The sequence below is a fragment of the Candidatus Margulisiibacteriota bacterium genome (genome assembly GCA_028706105.1).
In the GTDB taxonomy this organism is placed as follows: Bacteria; Margulisbacteria; Riflemargulisbacteria; order GWF2-35-9; family DYQY01; genus DYQY01.
On record JAQWCF010000006.1, the window covers coordinates 1 to 19849 of the forward strand.

Below are 19849 nucleotides of genomic sequence, written 5' to 3' on the forward strand. Positions count from 1 at the left end.
TTTAAGAATTTTTGGTTTAGCTTGAGCTATATTTTCTTTTAACTCTACTAACGCTTCTTGTAATTCTCTTTTTTCTTCTTCAGTTAAATTTTGTTCCATAACGCTCTATACTCTTAACCCTATTGAACGGCCAAAATACTACCAAAACTCTACCTAACAAATTTTCTTCAGGTACTGGACCCCAATACCTACTATCACTGCTTCTAGGACGATTGTCACCAATCATAAAATAACTGCTTGCTGGAACTATTATCGGACCAAAATCAAAATAATCTCTGTTCACTGGGAACGGTTCTTCTAGTTTCTTACCATTGATGTAAATGTAACCGTTTTTAATCTCTAAAACCTCTTCTGGTAAACCGAGTATTCTTTTAACATACTTCTCCCCTATAAGCTGAGGTGCTTCAAAATAAGAAGTTCTCCTTTTGTCACCTGCAAAGGAATACTCACTACCCCAAATAGGCTCTTCTGGTGGGAAAAAAACAACAATATCGTATCTGTTGAGTTGATAATCTCTTTTATAAAAATAAAGATTATCAGAAAATGGTAAATTGGCTTTATATAGTGGGTTTCTCATTAAAAGCATGATGCTTTTCTTTTTCTTCGCATTATACAGTGGGTTCTGTATACCAAAAGACATTCTACTCACAACTAGTCTATCTCCAACCTCAAAATATGGAATCATAGACCCAGAAGGAATCAGTTGAAATTCAAGAAAAAATTCCTTAATAAAAAAAGCAATAAGGACAGCTATAATAACTGTCCCTATAAAATTTAATATACTAGCTATGGCCTTTTTGATGTGAGCCATTTTTAATTGAATCTTGGGTCTTTAGCCTTAATTTTACTAGCCCTGCTACCTATTCTATCTCTTAAATAAAACAATCTAGCTTTTCTTACTTTACCCTGTCTCAAAACTGTAATTTCAGTAATTTTTGGTGAATGTAGCATATATGTTTTTTCAACGCCTACCCCACCGACAACTTTTCTAACAGTAAAGCCCTTTGTAACGCCTCCACCATGTATTCTTGTTACAACGCCTTCAAATGGCTGAACTCTTTCTTTCTTTCCTTCGGTAATTTTATAGAATACTTTTATCGTATCTCCTATATTAAAATCGACAACGTTTTCTTTCATTTGTTCTTTTTCTAATTCCTGTATTATATTACTCACGCTATTTCATCCTCCTTTAAAAAATCTTTTAAGATTTTTATTTCTTCATTATTAAATTTATATTGTGCTAAAACCTTTGGTCTGCTCACAAGGCTGTTTATTATAGCACTTTTTTTCTTCCATTGCTCTATTTTTTTATGGTCGCCGGACAATAGTACCGCAGGAACATGTTTTTCGTCAAATTCTCTAGGTCTAGTAAAGACATCCCAATCCAACAGACCACTAGAAAAAGAATCTTCCGTTGCAGAAAGGTCATTCCCTAAAACTCCCGGAATAAGCCTAACTAGGGCATCTACAATCACCATTGCTGGCAGTTCGCCACCTGTTAAAACAAAATCTCCTATAGAAATTTCTTCATCTATGTAACCCTCTACCCTACTATCTATACCTTCATAATGACCTGAAATAATTACCAAGTTTTCTTTGGTTAATAATTCTTGCAATTTATTTTGGTCCAACTTGCTACCTTTTGGTGAAGTCATTATCACGTAGCTTGTTTCTCTCTTTATTTCCTCTAACATTGCCACCACAGGCTCAACCCTTATGACCATGCCTGTTGATCCCCCAAACGGAATATCGTCCACTTTATTATGTTTATTGTTTGCTTTATCTCTTATATTAAAAACGTTCAGAACTATTTTATTTTCTTTTTGTGCTCTGCCTAAGATACTTTCTGAAAAATAAGCTTTAACAACTTCAGGAAATAGTGTCAAAACTGCTATTGTTTTTATCATTTATAATATTCTGGCTTAACTACCTTAATAATCTGTTTTTCATCATCAACCTCTAAAATAAATTCTGAAATAACAGGTACAAGAACCTCTTCTTTTCCAAGAACTACCAACACCTCATTAGCTCCTGTGTATAAAATATTATCAACTACGCCAAGGCTCTTCTTTTTTTCATCTTCTACCCGATAACCAATCCACTGCTCACTAAAAAACAAGCCTTCTTCTTTAAAAAAAGTTAATACTTTCTTAGTTTCTATTAAAAGCTCTACATCCCTTAACTCTTCTGCAGCATCCATATCATCTATATCAGCAAATTTCGCAATGAACCCTTGTTTATGTTCTTTTAGAAAAGATACTTTTAATTTATTATTTTCTGTTTTGAATTGTTTTTGATTAAGTAAGAGCTGAGAAAAAACAGGTTTTATTGGTAGAAGCTTCAGTTCTCCCTTTACGCCATGTGGTTTAATTATTCTAGCAACTGGAAAATACAATAGCTAAAAGAGCAGGATATTAGTCCTGCTCTCCTTTAATGTCTTGAACAACACCGTCTTTAACTACTATTTCTAATGCTCCAAGCTTTTGATATAGGTTGTCCCCTGTTTTAACAGTTGTAAAACCATCTATGGTTCCTTGGATGAATTCTGAATCTAGTTGTAAATTTTTTGCATCTTCTATTCTTTTCTGAAGATCAGCAATAGTATTTTCTTGTTGCTGTTTTTCAATCTGAAGTTGCTGATTAATCATCTTAACTTGGTCAGCTGCTCCACTTTTTTCTAAAGAAATTACCAGATCAGCTGCTTGCTTCTCTACATCTGATATTTTTTTCTGAAGATCTTTAATTGATGTTTCTAGTTCATAAGTTAAATATTTCTTAAAATCATCAGTAACAATTGCTTTGATTGTAACGGTTCTTTTTAAAGTAACAGACTTTGCCATAATAAACTCCTTATTTAGTTATGATTTCAACTGTTACTTTTTTGCCTTGCTTTGCAGCAGCAGCTTTTACAACAGTTCTAATCGCGTTAGCAATTCTTCCTTCTTTACCAATAACCTTACCAATATCTTCTTGTCCTACCTTAATCTCAAGAATAATAATACTCTCACCAACTGTTTCTTTTATAACAACTTCTTCAGGATTATCTACTAATGCTTTAGTTAATAGTTCTAATAGATCTTTCATCTTATCTGCCTCCTACTTTGTTTCAGCTTCTGCTGTAGCCTTCTTTGCTGCTTTCTTTTTGGCTACTGGTGCTTCTTCCGCAACTACTTCTTCCTTAACTGGTACTGCTTTTTTGTTTTGTTTTTTTGCTTCCAGGTAGCCTTTGCTGATTAATAATCGCTCTACTGTTTCAGTAGGTTGAGCTCCATTGCCAAGCCACTTTTTAACTTTTTCTTCAACTAAATCAAGCACCATCGGCTCTGTTAGTGGATTATATTGACCTATTATATCAATAATTTTTCCATCTCTTGCTGCTTTGGAATCTTGGATAACAATCCTATAAACTGGTTTCTTTGTTCTTCCTCTTCTTTGTAGCTTTATCTTTACTGTCATCTGCTTCTTCACCTCCATTTAAACTGTTGCTGTATTGTGTTATGACACAAGGACATTTATTATAAGTTAACATTTTACACTTTATTGATAAAAGGGGCAACATCCAGAATACTAGACATTAAACTTAAAAACAACCACATCTCCGTCTTGCATAACGTATTCTTTTCCCTCTAGTCTTACTGTACCATTTTCTTTAGCTTTAGCCATACTTTCTGCAGATTTAAGGTCTTTATAAGCAACTATTTCTGCTTTAATAAATCCTCTTTCAAAATCTGTATGAATCACACCAGCAGCACCCGGAGCTTTTGTGCCTTTTTTTATCGTCCAAGCTCTTGTTTCCTTTTCCCCTGTTGTTAAATAAGTGATTAACCCTAAGAGTCGATAACTAGAACTAACGAGTTTTGCTAATCCCGATTCTTTCATGCCTAATTCAGCCAAAAACTCTTTTGCTTCAGCTTCTTCTAGTTGAGATATCTCAGACTCAATTTGAGCTGAAATTACTACAACCTCGTTGCTTTCTCCGCTCGCAAATTCTTTAACTTTTTTCACAAAAGCATTTTCTTCTCCACTTATAATATCCTCTTCACTAACATTAGCTGCATAAATAACAGGTTTAAAGGTTAATAAACTAATTTGCCTGATTATTTTCTCTTCTTCTTCATTAATCTGTACGGACCTAGCTGCTCTCCCGGCTGACAATGCCTCAAGAAATTTGGAAAAACAGTTAAACTGAGCAACAGCTTCTTTGTCTTGACCACCCTTAGCTTTCTTCTGGACAGCTTGCAGTCTTTTCTCAACTGTTTGCAAGTCAGCCAAAATAAGCTCTGTGTTAATTACATCTATATCTCTAATGGGATCAACGGAACCATCTACGTGAATTACTTGTGGGTCTTCAAAACATCTAACGACATGAACAATTGCACTAACTTCTCTAATGTTTGCTAAAAACTGATTTCCTAATCCTTCACCATTGGAGGCACCCTTAACTAACCCAGCAATGTCTACAAACTCGATTGCGGTTGGTAATAGTTGCTTAGAGCCCGATATTTTTGATAAAACTTCTAATCTCTCGTCTGGTACTGTCACTACGCCAACATTTGGGTCTATTGTACAAAAAGGATAATTACTAGCCTCTGCTCCAACTTTAGTTATTGCATTAAAAAGTGTTGACTTACCAACATTTGGAAGGCCGACTATCCCTAAAGAAAACCCCACTTATACTTGGCTCTCTTCACCGTCATCTTCTAAAAGCTTAGCAAAAGCAACCACAGTGTCGCCACCATCTAACTTTTGAACTTTAACACCTCTAGCTGCTCTTCCTTGTGAAGATATTAACTTAACTGATTGTCTAGAAACCGTTCCTTTAGAAGAAACAATTATGACCTCGTCATCAGGTTGCACGACAAGTCCACCAGCTAATTTGTCATCAACTTTGAGTTTAATTCCAATAACCCCAATACCTGCTCTATTTTGAACTCTAAAGTTACTAACTTGTGTTCTTTTTCCAGTACCGGTTGACGCAATCATTAATAAGCTTTCTTTTTCAGCATCAGGATCGATTATACTATTTCCAACGATAATATCATTAGCTCTTAGCTTCATTCCTCTTACGCCTCTAGCGGTACGTCCAACAGAGCGAACTTGTTCTTCGTCAAACCTTATAACCATACCGTTACTGCTAACCATTAACACATCCATTTTTCCATTAGTTATCTCAACCCATCTTAGTTCATCACCCTCGTCTAAATTAATAGCGATAATGCCTGTTGTTCTAATGTTCTTAAAGTCTGATACTTTGGACCTTTTTACAACTCCATGAACTGTTGTCATTAATAAATACTGGTCATCTACATCAAAGTTCTCAATTACAACACCTGTTGTAACCTTCTCTTCCTCTTTGATATTAAGAACGTTTTTAATCGAAGAACCTTTGCTGTAGCGTGATTCCTCTGGTATATTATAAACTTTTGTTTTATAAGCTTTACCCTCGGAAGTAAAACAAACTAAGTAACTATGAGTGGAAGTGATAACAACTTTTTCAATTATATCTCCTTCTCTGGTTACCATACCGCCGATACCTCTTCCGCCTCTTAATTGGTTTCTAAAAGTATCTACTGCTAATCTTTTTACAAATCCAAACTTTGTAAAGAAAACTGCTACTTTTTCTTCTTGAATAAGATCTTCAATGTTAATATCTTCTAAGCCTTCTGCAATTTCTGTTTTTCTTTCGTCTCCAAATTTTTCTTTCAAATAAAAGCAATCTGCTTTAATAATATCTAACAACCTACTTTTTTTAGAAAGAATATCCATCATGTCTTTTATTTTTTCCATTAAATCATTATATTCTATTTCTATTTTTTCTCTTTCAAGCCCTGTTAATCTTTGTAACTTCATATCCAATATAGCTTGAGCTTGTATTTCTGATAAACCAAACCTTACAACCAAAGCATCTCTAGCCTCTGCTCCTGTTGCGCTTGCCCTAATCAGCTCAATTACTTCGTCTAAATTATTTAACGCTATTCTTAGCCCTTCTAAGATATGAGCTCTTGCTTGTGCTTTATTTAAATCAAACTCAACTGCTCTTTTGACAACAATAAATCTATGTTCTAAAAACTTAACAAGCATTTCTTTAAGATTAAGCTGTTTTGGTTGTCCGTTATCCAGTGCAACGATATTAATTCCATAACTCATGAAGAGGCTTGTGTGCTTCATTAAAAGATTTAAAACAATATCTTCATTTGCTTCTTTCTTCAGCTCTATATAAATCCTCATACCTTTTCTATCTGACTCATCTCTTAAGTCAGCAATACCGTTAAAAACTTTTTCTTTTACTAAATCAGCAATTTTAATGATTAACTGTGCTTTATTTACTGTATAGGGTATTTCTGTAACGATTATTGCTTTTCTTTTTTTACTTTTCACTTCTTCAATGTGATATTTTGCTTGAAGCTTGATAATACCTTTTCCTGTAGTATATGCCTCTATTATTCCTTTTTGTCCTCTGATAATTCCACCTGTAGGAAAATCAGGTCCTTTGATAAAACCCATAAGTTGCATCGGCGTAATTTCTGGATTATCGATAAGTGCTAATAAACCATTTAATACTTCTGTGATATTATGCGGTGGGATGTTTGTGGCCATACCTACTGCGATACCCGAGCTTCCATTAATAAGTAAGCTTGGTAGTTTTGATGGTAATACTGCTGGCTCACTCAAGGATTCATCAAAATTTGGTGTAAACTCTACTGTATTTTTTTCAATATCCGCTAACATTTCTGCTGCTATTTTGGACATTCTTGCTTCCGTATATCTCATTGCTGCTGCACTGTCTCCATCCACTGACCCAAAGTTACCTTGGCCATCAATCATTGGATAACGTAAAGAAAACTCCTGTGCCATTCTAACCATTGAGTCATAAACAGCTGTGTCTCCGTGTGGGTGATATTTACCTAAAACTTCCCCAACTACTCTGGCTGATTTTTTATAAGATTTATCATGTGTTATTCCTTGTTCATACATAGCGTATAGTATTCTTCTATGTACTGGCTTTAATCCGTCTCTAACATCCGGCAAAGCACGACCAACGATAACGCTCATCGCATAATCGATGTAGGAAGCCTTCATCTCTACTTCTATGTTAACTGGTTTAATATTAATTGTTGTAAAAAGATCTTCTTGCATTTATTATTTTTTCCTTTCTATACCCTAAACGTCAAGCCATTTTACCTGCTTAGCGTATGTCTCAATAAAATTCTTTCTCGGTACAACATCACTACCCATTAAAATAGTAAATGTTTCATCAGCGACTTCGTTGTCCTCTAATTTAATTTGCACCAAAGTTCTTTTGTATGGATCCATAGTTGTTTCCCATAGCTGGTCAGGGTTCATTTCCCCTAAACCTTTGTATCTTTGCAAAGAAATTCCTCGAATTGCTATTTTATCTATAAATTCAACTAGCAAGGCATTATCATCAACAATATCTGTTTTCTCTGCAACGGTTACCTCATAAGGTACTGTCTCTGCTTCTGAAACATCATAATGCATTACTTCTTTAATAAGGTCCATATTCATCTGTTTGATGGAAAAAAGTTCTAAAACAAATTTATCTTGATCACTTGCTATGGAATCTAAAAACTCTTCATCCATCTCATTATAGGCTTTTTTTATCTCAATAAATCTTGGTATATCCATATTTAATAAAACATCTTTAAGCGTTGTTTTATCTACTGAAAATCTATCGGCTTCTAACAATACCTCTTTATATTTTCTAAGTTTATCAATAAATTCTAAAATTTCAGGTCCTTCGAAAACTTTTCCAGTTTTAGTTTTAATTGAGACGCCTGATAACGCAAGCTCACTTATTACAACATTCTTTTGTTCTTCATTATAAGCATACTGTTTCTTGTTACCTTTTCTAATTAAATAAAGTGGTGGTTGAGCTGCATATACTAAGCCAGCCTCTACTAAGGCACGAGCATATCTATAAAAAAAGGTCAGTAAAAGCGTTCTAATGTGGGCACCATCAACGTCCGCGTCGGTCATAATTATAATTTTGTGATATCTAACCTTTTTTAAAACTTCTTCTCTGGGCATGTCTTCATCTGACTTGTCCATATTGGCAATAACCTCTGGTCCTATGGCTGTTATTAATGCCTTAACTTCTTCATTGGCTAACAACTTGTCTAGTCTAGCTTTTTCAACATTAATAATCTTTCCTCTTAAAGGTAAAATTGCTTGATAATATCGGTCTCTTCCTTGTTTTGCTGAACCACCCGCAGAATCTCCCTCAACTATAAATAACTCAGATTTTGCTGGATCTGATTCAGTGCAATCAGATAGTTTTCCTGGTAAAGTAGTACTTTCTAAAACATTTTTTCTTCTAGCTAAATCTTGTGCTTTTCTAGCAGCTTCTCGGGCTTTTGCGGCTAATAATGATTTTTGAATAATTTGTTTTGCTGAGTTTGGATCTCTTTCCAATGCTAATTCTAATCCTTCAGCAACAATACTATCGACAATGCCCCTGACATCACTATTGCCTAGCTTTGTTTTAGTTTGTCCTTCAAATTGTGGATCCTGAATCTTTACAGAAATAATAGCGGTCAAGCCTTCTTTAACGTCATTTCCTGTTAAAATTTCATTGCCTTTAAATACCTTATGTTTTTTAGCAAAAGAATTTAATGATCTTGTTAATGCTGTTTTAAAACCAACAACGTGAGTTCCACCTTCTCTAGTTCTAATATTATTAACAAAGGAAATAACATGCTCATCATAATAATTTTTACTATAATTGATAGCTATTTCAACCTCTGCCTTCTCTGTTTCTTTTGTAAAATAATATGGTTCTTTTAGGAGCTCTTCTTTTGCAGCATCAATAGCTTTGATATATTCTAAAATCCCTCCATCAAAATGGAATTCGTCTCTTAGTTTTTCTTCAGGCCTATTATCTTCTAGAATTATTTTTAACCCTTTATTCAGATACGCCAATTCCTTCATTCTAGATAAAATTAAACTATATTCAAATTCCAAGGTTTCAAATATTTGATCGTCAGGATAAAACCTAATTGTTGTTCCTGTTGCATGACCAGGCGCATCTTCTAATAATGGGGGTTGAGGTATCCCTCTTTTAAATTCTTGAAGATATCTTTTTTCTTCTCTGAATACCTCTACTATTAATGTTGCAGATAAAGCGTTAACACAAGAAACACCAACGCCATGTAGTCCACCAGAAACCTTATATCCTTTTCCTTCAAACTTTCCACCTGCATGAAGAACGGTAAGAACAACTTCTGTTGCACTTACCCCTTTATCTTTTTGTATTCCTATTGGGATTCCTCTACCATTATCTGTGACACTAACGGAACCATCTTCATTAAAAGAAACTATTATTTCGTTACAATAGCCTGCCATTGCTTCATCAATACTATTATCGACTACTTCATATATTAAATGATGTAAGCCTTTGGTGTCTGTTGATCCAATATACATCGCTGGTCTTTTACGAACAGCTTGCAACCCTTCTAAAATTTTTATATCCGACGCATCATATGTTCCCGACATTCATTCTCTCCTTAGCTTTGGTATAATTTGAACCATTTTTTTTGAATATTATTCTCTATGTTTTCTTTTGTTAACTCTGTAGGCTCTATACTTATTTTCAAAATCACTAATTCCTCTATTTTAGACTTAAAAAACTCTGTGTTAGGTTTTCTGTTTTTTTGAATATCTATATATTCTTTTTCAATAATATCACAAATTCTGTTGATTTTAAACTTCTTTTCTTGCATAAATCCCTCATAATTCATGATTTTTTTTTGATTTTGTTCTATTTCTTCATATTTAACCCAAGGTGTTTCTTTTAGTATTTCTTGAATTCCTTTTTTTCGTATTGCTTTATTTTGTGATAAACATAACGAACAAAAGTTTGTTTTTTTAGAAAGTACTGGACTCCCACACACAGCGCAAACATGTTCATAATTCCGTTCAGAATTAATAATGATTTTTTTTATTTTTGTTCTATATTTGGAATCACAATTATTAATATCTTGAACTAAATTTGTTATATCTTTTTTGGTTTTTTTACTTTTTATTGTTTGTTCCTCTGGAGCTAAATCAAAAGAAACTAGTATTTTTACATCTTTAATTGTTTTTACAACCTCTTTAGCTCTTTTCAGAATAGTATGTTTATATTGCATTAATTGGGTTGCCCAAACATTATCTTTTACATAAATACACAATGTGTTGTTTTTATATAATAGATCTATTGTAACGTTTACAATTTTTTCGTTTACTATTTCTTTGTATGCTCGTTTAAGCAACAAGCTCTCTTTAAGATTTTTTACTGTACTTTGTAATAAAATATCTTTTAAGCTATTCATCTATAACCTTAGGATGCTTGGATTAATTACTTTATTTTGATATTTATCCTCTGTGGAGGTTAGTATTTTTTGATGATCGCTTTCAATAAGTTCATAGAAAATAGTTTGCCTTTCATCATCTAATCCTAAAAAAGCATCATCTAACAATAGTACTGGTTTTATTTTTAGTTTATCGTTAAATAAATTTTTTTCACTTATTTTCATTAATAAACTTATTAGCCTTTTTTCACCTGTAGAGCTATATTTTTTAGCTGATTTCTCGTTTAAGTAAATCTCAAAATCATCTCTATGTGATCCGTATAAACACTCTCTATAATTTTTTTCTTTCACTATGTCTTCCAATAGAAAAGTGTCTACATATTTTAGTTCTATAAACCCTACTTTGTAGTAATATTGTTTAAAATATTTATTAGCTGTTTCTTGTATTTCTTGTAATATTTTTGTTCTATAAGATACTATTTTAGTATTTACTTTTTTAAGTTGTTCATGATAAATATTTAACAAATCCTCATTAATAGTATTTCCTTTTAATACTTTCCGTTTAATATCTATTATTCTTTTCTGTTCTTTTACTATATCTAAATATCCTGGCAGTGTTTTAGATAAGATTGTATCTAAATATCTTCTTCTCACGCTTGGTGTGCCATCTATTATGGTTATATCGTTTGGTGATACTAAAATAGCAGTAAATTCTTTTAATAAATCTGAGGATTTATTTAAAATACTATTATTGATTGAAATTTTTTTTGAGCCATCTTCTTTAAAAACAATATTTATTTTACTTATTTTTTTTTCATTAACTACTTCTGCTATCAATGAAGCTTCTTTTTGATTAAAGTTTATAATTTCTTTATTGATATTTGTTTTAAATGATCTTGCTGACGATAAAAAATTAATAGCCTCAATAAGATTACTTTTACCTTTACCGTTTAACCCAATAATTAAATTATTCTGTTCTGTAAATGTAAATCTTTTATCAATAAATGTTCTAAAGTTATATAAGTAAATACTCTTTATGAGCATTACCTTTTAACTTTTATTGGCATCATAATATAAATATATTCTTGATTATTATCTTCTTTGATTACTAATGGTTTTTCATCATTAATAATTTCTATTTTTATATAATCACTTTCTAAACTTTTTAAAACATCCATCATTAATCTTACATTAAAAACTACATTAATATTATCATCCCCTGAGTACTCTATGCTTAATTTTTCACTTCCATCACCAAAGTCTGGTGTTACAGAAGAAATAACTAACGCTTTATTTACTAACTCAACTTTCACCATGTATGAATTTCTTTGAGCTATAATATTTATTCTTTCACAGGCATCTAAAAATTCTTTTCTATTTATTTTAATGTCTAAGTTTTTTTCTTTTGGTATTAATAAATTATAGTCTGGGAATTGTCCATTAATTACCCTGGAATACATTTGAACTTCTTCTATCATAAATAAAATTTTATCTTCACCTAATCTTATTTTTATTGTTTCTGTTTCTTTAATTGAAAAAATTGACATAATTTCTTTAATTGTTTTAATTGGTATTATTACTTTTAAAGAGTCTTTTCCATTAAAACTAATATCGTCTTTAGCTAATCTATAGCCATCTGCAGCTACAAAAATTATCTTTTTTTTCTCACTATCGATATCTATTAAAACACCATTTAATATTACTTTTTCCTCTTCTTCTGAAGCAGCAAAAGCAACTCTTCTTACCATATCTTTAAAAACTTCTTTACTTAAAGATATTTCTTTATATTCATCAATAAGCATATTTTCTGGAAACTCTTCTGGGTTTGCTGTAAATATATTAAAAGTTGAATCACCACTACTAATTAACAATGTATTATTTTCACTTAAATACATAGAAACATCTTCTGAAGGTAATTTACTTATAATATTATAAAAAGTTTTCGCATGAACTAAGGTAACTCCTTCTGAATCAACTTGCGCATCTAAAGAACAAATAATATTAGTTTTTAAATTATTTGTAGTAATAATCAATAAATTATTCTTTGTTTCTAATTTAAAACATTTTAATGCCTCAACTGTTGTTCTTTCACTTACTGAATTCATGCTTATTGATAAAATTTTCAATAGTTTGTTTTTTTCACAGGTTATATTCATATTACTACTCCTTATTAATTTATATATTTTAAACTCTTCTTACTCATACCTGTTGATATGTAGAACAACAAGTATTTTATTGATAACTATCAAGGAAAACTCTCCACAAATTATAAGAGTTTCTTCCTAGTATTATCAACAGTTTTTTATTTTTTTCACTTATCCCCTTTTTTTGTTAAGTTATTAATAAGTTATTAACAACATTATCAACAAATTATTATTTAGTCTATTAGTGTTGTTTTTATTTGATTTAAAGCACTTTTTAGATCAGTATTTTTTTTAATATCGTTTCTTACTTTATCACAGGCATGCATAACAGTGGTATGGTCTCGACCTCCAAAATTTTCTCCAATTTTAGGCAAAGAAAAGTTAGTTAGTTCTCTACATAAATACATTGCTACTTGTCTAGCATGTACTATTTCTTTAGTTCTAATTTTTGCAGATAATCCTTCATACTCAATATTGTAGTATTCAGCAACAGATTTCTTAATTTTAGAAATAGAAATAGGTTTTTTAGTATTGTTTTTTACAATGTCTTTAATAACATCTTTTGCTAAATTAATAGTTATTTCTTGATTAATTAAAGAAGAGTAAGCAATTATTTTTATTAACGCACCTTCTAATTCTCTAATATTGCCAGGAATTTGAGAGGCAATATAATAAATAACATCCTGAGGGATGTTTTGAAACTCAGGTTCTAGTTTTTTGTATAAAATAGCCATTCTTGTTTCAAGGTCAGGCGCTTGAATATCTGCGGATAAACCCCACTCAAAACGTGATTTAAGCCGATCCTGGATAGAAGGAATGTCTTTTGGTAATCTATCAGAAGTTATAACAATTTGTTTGTTAAATTGATATAAATAATTAAAAGTATGAAAAAATTCTTCTTCTGTTTTTTCTTTACCAGCAATAAAAGGTATATCATCGATAAGCAAAACATCTACTTTTCTATATTTTTCTCTAAATTCATTAATTTTATTGTTTTGAAGCGAACTTATAAGATGGTTGGTAAATTCTTCCGCTGTGATGTATATAACTTTTAGATAAGGATGCTGATCTTGAACCTTATGACCAATAGCATGCATTAAATGGGTTTTACCCAGACCAACGCCACCATAAATAAAAAAAGGATTATACGCTTTTCCGGGCGCTTTTGCCACAGCCAGAGAAGCTGCATGACTAAAGCGGTTGCTTTGACCAACGACATAGGTGTCATATGTATATTTAGGGTTGAGCATGTATGCTGATTCTTGAGGTTCTATACTAAATGTCTTACGTTGTGGTTGTTCTTCTTCAAGGTTTTGAGAGAAAGTCAACTCTTCTTCTTCGTTTGCAAAAAAATCGTCCTCTGCTTTTTGTTTCATTTGCTCATTAACATTGAGCTCGAGGATAATATCAAGGTCAAAATTATTTTTAACAGACCTTTTTATATGATAATCACATTTTTCATATACCCATTTTTTCATAAAAGCATTAGGTACCCCCAGAATAAGGGAATTATTTAAAAAAGAGATGGGTTTGACTGCTTTTTGAAAAGTAGCATAAGAAATTTTTCCTAGCTTTTCTTGAAGATACTCGTCTACGTGTTCCCATACATCAATGATACTAATAGCTGTGTTATTTACCTGTGGATAACTCATTGTTGATAAGTATCGTATCAAACAAAAAATAAATTTGCAATAATGAAAGAGTTGCAAAAGTGAAGTTACAAATTTGTAATTTTAAAATAACCTTGCAGCTCTTATGTTTTCTGATTTATGGTCTTTTTTTAGTATGTTGTTTTTTCAATCTATTTTAAGTTAAATTATTGTTTTTTTGATAAGATTGTAGACCAATCTTTGATGACAGGATCAAAGCCTTTTTTTTCCAAAGTTGAGATGATTTCCTCTAGTGATCTGTTGTCGCTAACTTTAAATTGCTCATCAGAGGAATTTTCACTATAACCACCAGGATTGGTTTTTGATTCAGCACTAATTTGAGTAACTCCTAGCCCAAGAAGATTATCTCTAAGTTGTGCATTTTCTCTAGTAGAAAGAAGGATGCCAACTTTAGGAAAAGCTATTCTGAAGGCTAAAATCATTTGCACAAAGTCTCTGTCTGAAACAGCTTGGATTGGTAGGCCATTAGGAGCTTCATGTATCCTAGGAAAAGAAACCGTGAAATCTGCTTTCCAGTATTTTTTCATTAAATAATCAAGATGTTCAGCCAAGTTTATTGCTTCTGTTTGCCAATCCGACAAGCCAAGCAAAAAGCCTAAACCCATTTTTCTCATGCCAGCAGTGAGAGCTCTTTCTGGTGCAGTAAAGCGAAAATCAAAGTCTCTTTTTGGGCCAGCAGGATGCATGTTAGAATAAATTTTTCTGTTATACGTTTCTTGATATATGGTGAGTCCACTAGTACCAGCGTCCACAAGTTTTTTGTATTCTGCAGTTGTACAAGGGAAAACTTCTAGTGCCACATAAGAGAACATTTTTTGTGCTTGCTGAATGATCGGTTCTAAATAATCTACGCCAACGCTAGCTTTATGTTCACCAGTTAAGAGTAAAATATTATCAAAACCCTTGCTTTTGATTATTTGAAGTTGCGAAGTGGCTTCTTCAAGAGACAATGTTTGTCTTTTAATCTTCTGGTTTTTGTTAAATCCACAATATAAGCAAGAATTACAACATTCATTGGATAAGTATAGCGGTATATAAAGTTGGATGGTGTTGCCAAAGTGTTGTTGGGTTAATTTTTTTGCTTTCAGAGCTAAGTTATTTAATTCAGAGTCAGAAGTAGCTGTTAATAGTTTAGCAAAAGAAGAAACATTAAATGTCACTTTATTAACCAAGATAAAGGACTAGAAGCTTCTCCTTCTGATTCTTCAGCTAAGCCGGCAAGATATCCCTGCCTGCCCGCTATAACGGCACTTCTAAAAGCCGAAGCAATTAATATGGGGTCATTAGCAATAGCAATTGCAGTATTAACAAGAACAGCATCAGCTCCAAGCTCCATCGCCTCACAAGCATGAGAAGGAGCGCCAATTCCTGCGTCAACCACTACCGGAATATTGGAATTAGCAATTATAATTTTAATAAGCTCTTTGGTTTTTAGCCCTTTATTAGAACCAATTGGAGAGCCAAGAGGCATTACAGTTGCTGCACCAGCGTCTTCTAGTTTTTTGGCTAAGATAGGATCAGCTTGCATATAAGGGAGAACAACAAAGCCTTCTTTTACTAGAAATTTAGTTGCTATTAATGTTTCTTCACCATCAGGAACAAGATGTCTTGGTTCAGGTGTAACCTCTAGCTTTATCCAATTAGTTTGGCTCGAGGCTCTGGAAAGCATGGCTAGTCGGATTGCTTCATCGGCAGATTGAGCACCGGCAGTATTTGGTAGAAGTTGACACTTTTTAAGATCTAGGTGATTTAAAATATGATCGTCAGGATTACTTAAATCAACTCGTCTTAGTGCTACCGTAACCATTTCAGTTTCAGAAGCAATTAACGCACTTTTCATTATTGTTGAGGAGGAAAATTTGCCAGTACCAATAAAGAGACGAGAACCAAACAAGCGGCCAGCGATTTTTAAATCATCACCGATCATCTTGCTAAGTCTATTCTGCGTAATTGTGGAGAAGTAGCTTCAATTTCCTTTGATTTTAAATAAATTTCATAATTTTTTGAGATTACAGTTTGTAAGTTTGTTAGTTTATTTTCATCAGCATTTTCTGCCGTGATTAAGACATCAGCATCAGGACCATTTTGAAGAAATTTCATTTCAACATTAGAAGGGTATAAAGTTCCTTGATAGTTGGAATAGGAAACGGTTGTTGTTGGAAAATCAAAACTGATTAGTGCTGTTGGTAATTCTTTCTTTAATGCAGTAATAGTGGTGATAAAAAGTTCGTCTGCAGCAGAATTTTTTATAGTAATATTTTTTTCAGCTGTACAACCAAAAAGAATGAACGTTAACAAAAGCATTGAAAGAAAAAGAATTTTTTTAAGCATTTTGCACCTCAGCCTAAAGTATAAAGAATAGAAGTATATTTATCAATAAGAGTTATAAGCATAGGTGATAATAACAGAAACAAAGCATACAAACATAACCTTGGGTTTAACGTTTTAAAAGTTATAGGAGTTAATAATGGAAATAACCTTTGGGGAAAGTAATTTAAATAGTCTTGTTAGTAAAGGAGCCTTTGATAGTGTTTTTAGTTCAGTTGCTGGAAATAAGTTTTTTGATCAAAAAGCACTTAACAAGATACAAACAGATGACCTGCGAGAGGCTTTTTTTGATTGGTCTGAGGCAGAGCTTTTTGGAGTTGGCGAAAACGAAGAACATAAAAGTATTATTGCAGAAGTGACTGCAGGCCTAGAAGAATATAGAGAAGACTGGACAAAGTTTAACGTTGCTGAGAGCAAAAGAGATAATATTAGAATTCAGATAGACAAACTTGAAAAACAACAGGCTTACGAAGAATCGTTGTCTTTACCAGGAGAAATAGATAGTGATGTTGTTAAGCAAATAGCACAACTTAAATCCCAATTGCTACAAATCCAAGAAGGATAATAAAACCAGCTTAACCGGATAGCAGTGCTGGGTTTTCACTTTCCAACAAAATAAAATAATGTATTTAAATAAAAATAGTAGGGACAAGTTCTTGTAGTAAACGACATATGACATATTAATAATTCATGAAAACGTAAGATAAGAAAGGTAAAAAATGAACAATAAAATAATAGCAAATCAAGTATCTGTTACAGATAACACTTTAAAAACACGTACTGATAGTAATGACGTACAAAAAATTGAAACAAGCTGGGAAAGGTTAAAGAAACAAGCAAGTCAAATTAAAATTGAAACCGTCTCTATTGTTGGAAGCCCTATAGAAATAGCAACTATTAAAGCAATATTAAAGACATTATTTCCAAATACAACAATAAATACAGTAGAAGCAGCAAATTTTTATACAAACGCAACTAACCAAGGGTTTCAATTAGAATTAGCAAAAAATAATCAGATTGTGTTTATATCAGTCAAACCCTCTCCACAACAAAAAGAAATGTTGGAAGCAGTTTTGCAGTTATCCAGTAAAATAAACGTAATCACTTACAGTCAACAGCAAAAAGGATATTTAGTTAATACGTTAAACGGGTTAGTTGGAGTTCAAACAACAGGGCATATTATTTTTGAGGGTGGATATCCGTTAGGAGTGTTTGCTGGTGGACAAAACACAACAGTTGATAGTTATTATTCAGTAGCACAGAAGTTACTAGAAATAATACAAACATTAGCAGAGTAGTGTTGCAAAATAAAACAAGCTAGAGAATTAGCGTTTACAACACTAGTTGCAACACGTAAAATTGAATTTATTATGAAAAGACCAGAACTACTAGCCCCGGCAGGTAATTACGAAAACGCTTTTTTTGCACTTAAATATGGTGCAGATGCTATTTTTCAGGGATTGGATGGATTTTCTTTACGAAGAACAGCCAAGGCGGAGCTAGGCATAGAAGAGCTTACTCGTTGTGCGGAACTAGCTCATTCGTTAGGGAAAAAGCATTACTTGGCAATAAATCTTTTTGCTCATGAAGCAGACATTGTTAAGCTAAAAACTATAAGCCAAAAGCTAAAGGCTATCAAGACAGATGCTTTTATTGTTTCTGATCCTGGTATTTTTTTGATTTTAAAAGAACAGCTTCCAGATGCTGAATTTCATCTTTCTACACAAGCAAATACTCTTAATTCTGCAGCAGTAAAGTTTTGGCAGAAACAAGGAATAATTAGGGTTATTTTAGCCAGAGAGCTTACCAAAGAAGATATAGTTTCCATAAGAGATAACACGTCTATTGGATTAGAGATATTTGTGCACGGAGCGATGTGCATGAGTTATTCTGGAAGATGCCATTTAAGTAACTATTTTTTAGGTAGAGATGCCAATAGTGGAGAGTGTGCTCAACCATGTCGGTGGGAATACAAGCAGAAGGACGAAGGACGTGGGACGAAGGACGATAAGATGTATGTTGAGATTGAAGAAGATGAAAAAGGTACATATATTTTGAACTCTAAGGACCTATGTTTGGTAGAAAAGATACCAGAATTAATGGAAATAGGGATAGATTCATTCAAGATTGAAGGTAGGAACAAAACAAGCTATTACGTAGCAAATGTAGTGCGAGTATATCGTGCAGTAATAGATGAGTGTTTACAGGGAAAACTTAGAGAGGCTACTCTGGCTTGGGCTAAACAAGAGCTGACTAATATTTCACATCGTGATTACAGCACTGGATTTTATGACGGGGAAAAGGGGAGCTTTAACTTTGAATCTTCAGGCTATATTAAGGATACAAAAATGGTAGGGATTGCTTATTCTGATAGTAATCAAATAACCGTAGACGTAAGGGACAAAATAGAAGCAGGAGACGTGTTGGAGTTTCTTTTTCCAGGAGAAAAGGAAGCAAAAAGTGTCCTTCTTGAGAAAATGAAAGATGCCAATAAAGATGCCGTTTTGAGTGTTGCACATAACAGAACGAAGGTTTTAATTCCAAATAAGTTCGGTGCTTTTGAGCAAATAATAGTACGCAAAAATAGTTGAGATTTTTTCGTTTTAAAAACGATAAATTATCCAGAGATAAATCATTATCAAAGGAGAATGCATGTACTATAAAATAATGAGTCTTAGAGAACAAGATTCTGAAATACAAGTAAGCTTGTTTAAGGCACTACAAATATTAGAAGATCAAAATAACCTTTGTTTTCAAAAAACCCAAGGTAGAGTTGAAATTAGCGGGATGAATAATGCGTTGTTTATAGAAGGCGATAAACCAGCATTACATGATTCTTTATATTCATTTTCAAAACAAATAGCTCAAAGAATATTAAATAACTTCTTAAATGAATTTGAGTTAAATCTAGTAGCAGATTTTGATGATGATTTTGCGCCAGTTTTTAAAAGTCAAAATGAACAGTTAGGGTTTATTATTTTGGAGCTTATTAAAAATGCTATTGTTCACGGTAACAAAATGCATTTAGAGTATCCAGTACAGTTAGAGTGGAAGCTAGATAGGACCTCCTCTAGCTTAAAGGTAAACGTAATAGACAAAGCAGTTGAAGACAATAGCTTACTTAATGCTATTCCAATAGAGGACTTGCGATTTAAGTGGAGACTAGGAGGACTAAAAAGGGCAACTAGGTTTATACGAACAATGACCAGAGGAACGGGGATAAATGTGGAAAAAAATACCGAAAGAGGTACAGTTGCAAGCGTTAATGTAAAGCTAAAAAGAGCGTACAAAGCAGTTTTTAGATAAACCATGATTATATTAGGGTAATGCCAGTAAACGTTGAATTTGGCTTTACACCTTCTAATCTTGAAAACGATATATTCGGAGAAACACAAGA

Annotated in this window: 20 protein-coding genes and 1 pseudogene; 4 read left to right on the forward strand and 17 right to left on the reverse strand. The window is 32.6% G+C overall.

The features are described 5' to 3' along the window. Positions 1–79 precede the first annotated feature (79 nt). From lepB to PHF25_01165, 17 genes and pseudogenes are all read right to left on the reverse strand, one after another. Positions 80–811: a signal peptidase I gene (gene lepB, locus PHF25_01085; protein ID MDD4526613.1), complete on the reverse strand. Its 732-nt coding sequence runs from the start codon at positions 809–811 to the stop codon at positions 80–82. Between the two features lie 2 nt (positions 812–813). Beyond that, a complete protein-coding gene (gene rplS, locus PHF25_01090; protein MDD4526614.1) occupies positions 814–1173 on the reverse strand; it encodes a 50S ribosomal protein L19 in 360 nt (119 codons plus the stop codon). Further along, entirely contained in the window at positions 1170–1907 is a 738-nt protein-coding gene (trmD, locus tag PHF25_01095) for a tRNA (guanosine(37)-N1)-methyltransferase TrmD (protein ID MDD4526615.1), read from the reverse strand. The genes rplS and trmD overlap by 4 nt, the downstream gene beginning before the upstream one ends. Continuing rightward, positions 1904–2395: a ribosome maturation factor RimM gene (gene rimM / locus PHF25_01100; protein ID MDD4526616.1), complete on the reverse strand. Its 492-nt coding sequence runs from the start codon at positions 2393–2395 to the stop codon at positions 1904–1906. Before rimM ends, trmD begins: the two co-directional genes overlap by 4 nt. 19 nt (positions 2396–2414) lie before the next feature. Further along, positions 2415–2840 carry a YlqD family protein gene (locus PHF25_01105; GenBank protein MDD4526617.1) on the reverse strand — a complete coding sequence of 142 codons (426 nt, stop codon included), beginning with the start codon at positions 2838–2840 and terminating at the stop codon, positions 2415–2417. A 10-nt stretch (positions 2841–2850) separates the two neighbouring features. Next, positions 2851–3084: a KH domain-containing protein gene (locus PHF25_01110; protein MDD4526618.1), complete on the reverse strand. Its 234-nt coding sequence runs from the start codon at positions 3082–3084 to the stop codon at positions 2851–2853. A 150-nt stretch (positions 3085–3234) separates the two neighbouring features. Continuing rightward, a pseudogene (rpsP, locus tag PHF25_01115) lies at positions 3235–3456 on the reverse strand (30S ribosomal protein S16). Between the two features lie 111 nt (positions 3457–3567). Continuing rightward, positions 3568–4671, reverse strand: coding sequence for a redox-regulated ATPase YchF (gene ychF, locus PHF25_01120; GenBank protein MDD4526619.1), 1104 nt, complete (start codon positions 4669–4671; stop codon positions 3568–3570). Further along, positions 4672–7137, reverse strand: a complete 2466-nt coding sequence (gene gyrA / locus PHF25_01125) for a DNA gyrase subunit A (protein MDD4526620.1) — start codon at positions 7135–7137, stop codon at positions 4672–4674. 24 nt (positions 7138–7161) lie between these two features. Continuing rightward, positions 7162–9513: a DNA topoisomerase (ATP-hydrolyzing) subunit B gene (gene gyrB / locus PHF25_01130; protein ID MDD4526621.1), complete on the reverse strand. Its 2352-nt coding sequence runs from the start codon at positions 9511–9513 to the stop codon at positions 7162–7164. Positions 9514–9524: 11 nt separating this feature from the next. Then, complete coding sequence (locus PHF25_01135; protein ID MDD4526622.1) at positions 9525–10331, reverse strand: DciA family protein; 807 nt, start codon at positions 10329–10331, stop codon at positions 9525–9527. Beyond that, positions 10332–11354, reverse strand: coding sequence for a DNA replication and repair protein RecF (recF, locus tag PHF25_01140; protein MDD4526623.1), 1023 nt, complete (start codon positions 11352–11354; stop codon positions 10332–10334). Continuing rightward, complete coding sequence (gene dnaN / locus PHF25_01145; GenBank protein MDD4526624.1) at positions 11354–12466, reverse strand: DNA polymerase III subunit beta; 1113 nt, start codon at positions 12464–12466, stop codon at positions 11354–11356. The genes recF and dnaN overlap by 1 nt, the downstream gene beginning before the upstream one ends. A gap of 221 nt (positions 12467–12687) precedes the next feature. Continuing rightward, positions 12688–14106 (reverse strand): chromosomal replication initiator protein DnaA, encoded by a 1419-nt coding sequence (gene dnaA / locus PHF25_01150; GenBank protein MDD4526625.1) that lies wholly within the window; start codon positions 14104–14106, stop codon positions 12688–12690. 164 nt (positions 14107–14270) lie between these two features. Then, on the reverse strand, positions 14271–15284 hold the full coding sequence (gene thiH / locus PHF25_01155) for a 2-iminoacetate synthase ThiH (GenBank protein ID MDD4526626.1): 1014 nt from the start codon (positions 15282–15284) through the stop codon (positions 14271–14273). Next, complete coding sequence (locus PHF25_01160; GenBank protein MDD4526627.1) at positions 15281–16051, reverse strand: thiazole synthase; 771 nt, start codon at positions 16049–16051, stop codon at positions 15281–15283. Before PHF25_01160 ends, thiH begins: the two co-directional genes overlap by 4 nt. Then, positions 16048–16455 carry a hypothetical protein gene (locus PHF25_01165; protein MDD4526628.1) on the reverse strand — a complete coding sequence of 136 codons (408 nt, stop codon included), beginning with the start codon at positions 16453–16455 and terminating at the stop codon, positions 16048–16050. The genes PHF25_01160 and PHF25_01165 overlap by 4 nt, the downstream gene beginning before the upstream one ends. A gap of 136 nt (positions 16456–16591) precedes the next feature. Between PHF25_01165 and PHF25_01170 the strand changes: the two genes are divergently transcribed. The 4 genes from PHF25_01170 to PHF25_01185 all read left to right on the forward strand — a co-directional run bounded on the left by PHF25_01170 (position 16592) and on the right by PHF25_01185 (position 19758). Continuing rightward, on the forward strand, positions 16592–17017 hold the full coding sequence (locus tag PHF25_01170; GenBank protein ID MDD4526629.1) for a hypothetical protein: 426 nt from the start codon (positions 16592–16594) through the stop codon (positions 17015–17017). 154 nt (positions 17018–17171) lie between these two features. Beyond that, a complete protein-coding gene (locus tag PHF25_01175; GenBank protein MDD4526630.1) occupies positions 17172–17750 on the forward strand; it encodes a hypothetical protein in 579 nt (192 codons plus the stop codon). 72 nt (positions 17751–17822) lie between these two features. Continuing rightward, entirely contained in the window at positions 17823–19043 is a 1221-nt protein-coding gene (locus PHF25_01180; GenBank protein MDD4526631.1) for a U32 family peptidase C-terminal domain-containing protein, read from the forward strand. Positions 19044–19104: 61 nt separating this feature from the next. After that, positions 19105–19758 (forward strand): hypothetical protein, encoded by a 654-nt coding sequence (locus PHF25_01185; protein ID MDD4526632.1) that lies wholly within the window; start codon positions 19105–19107, stop codon positions 19756–19758. Positions 19759–19849 lie beyond the last annotated feature (91 nt).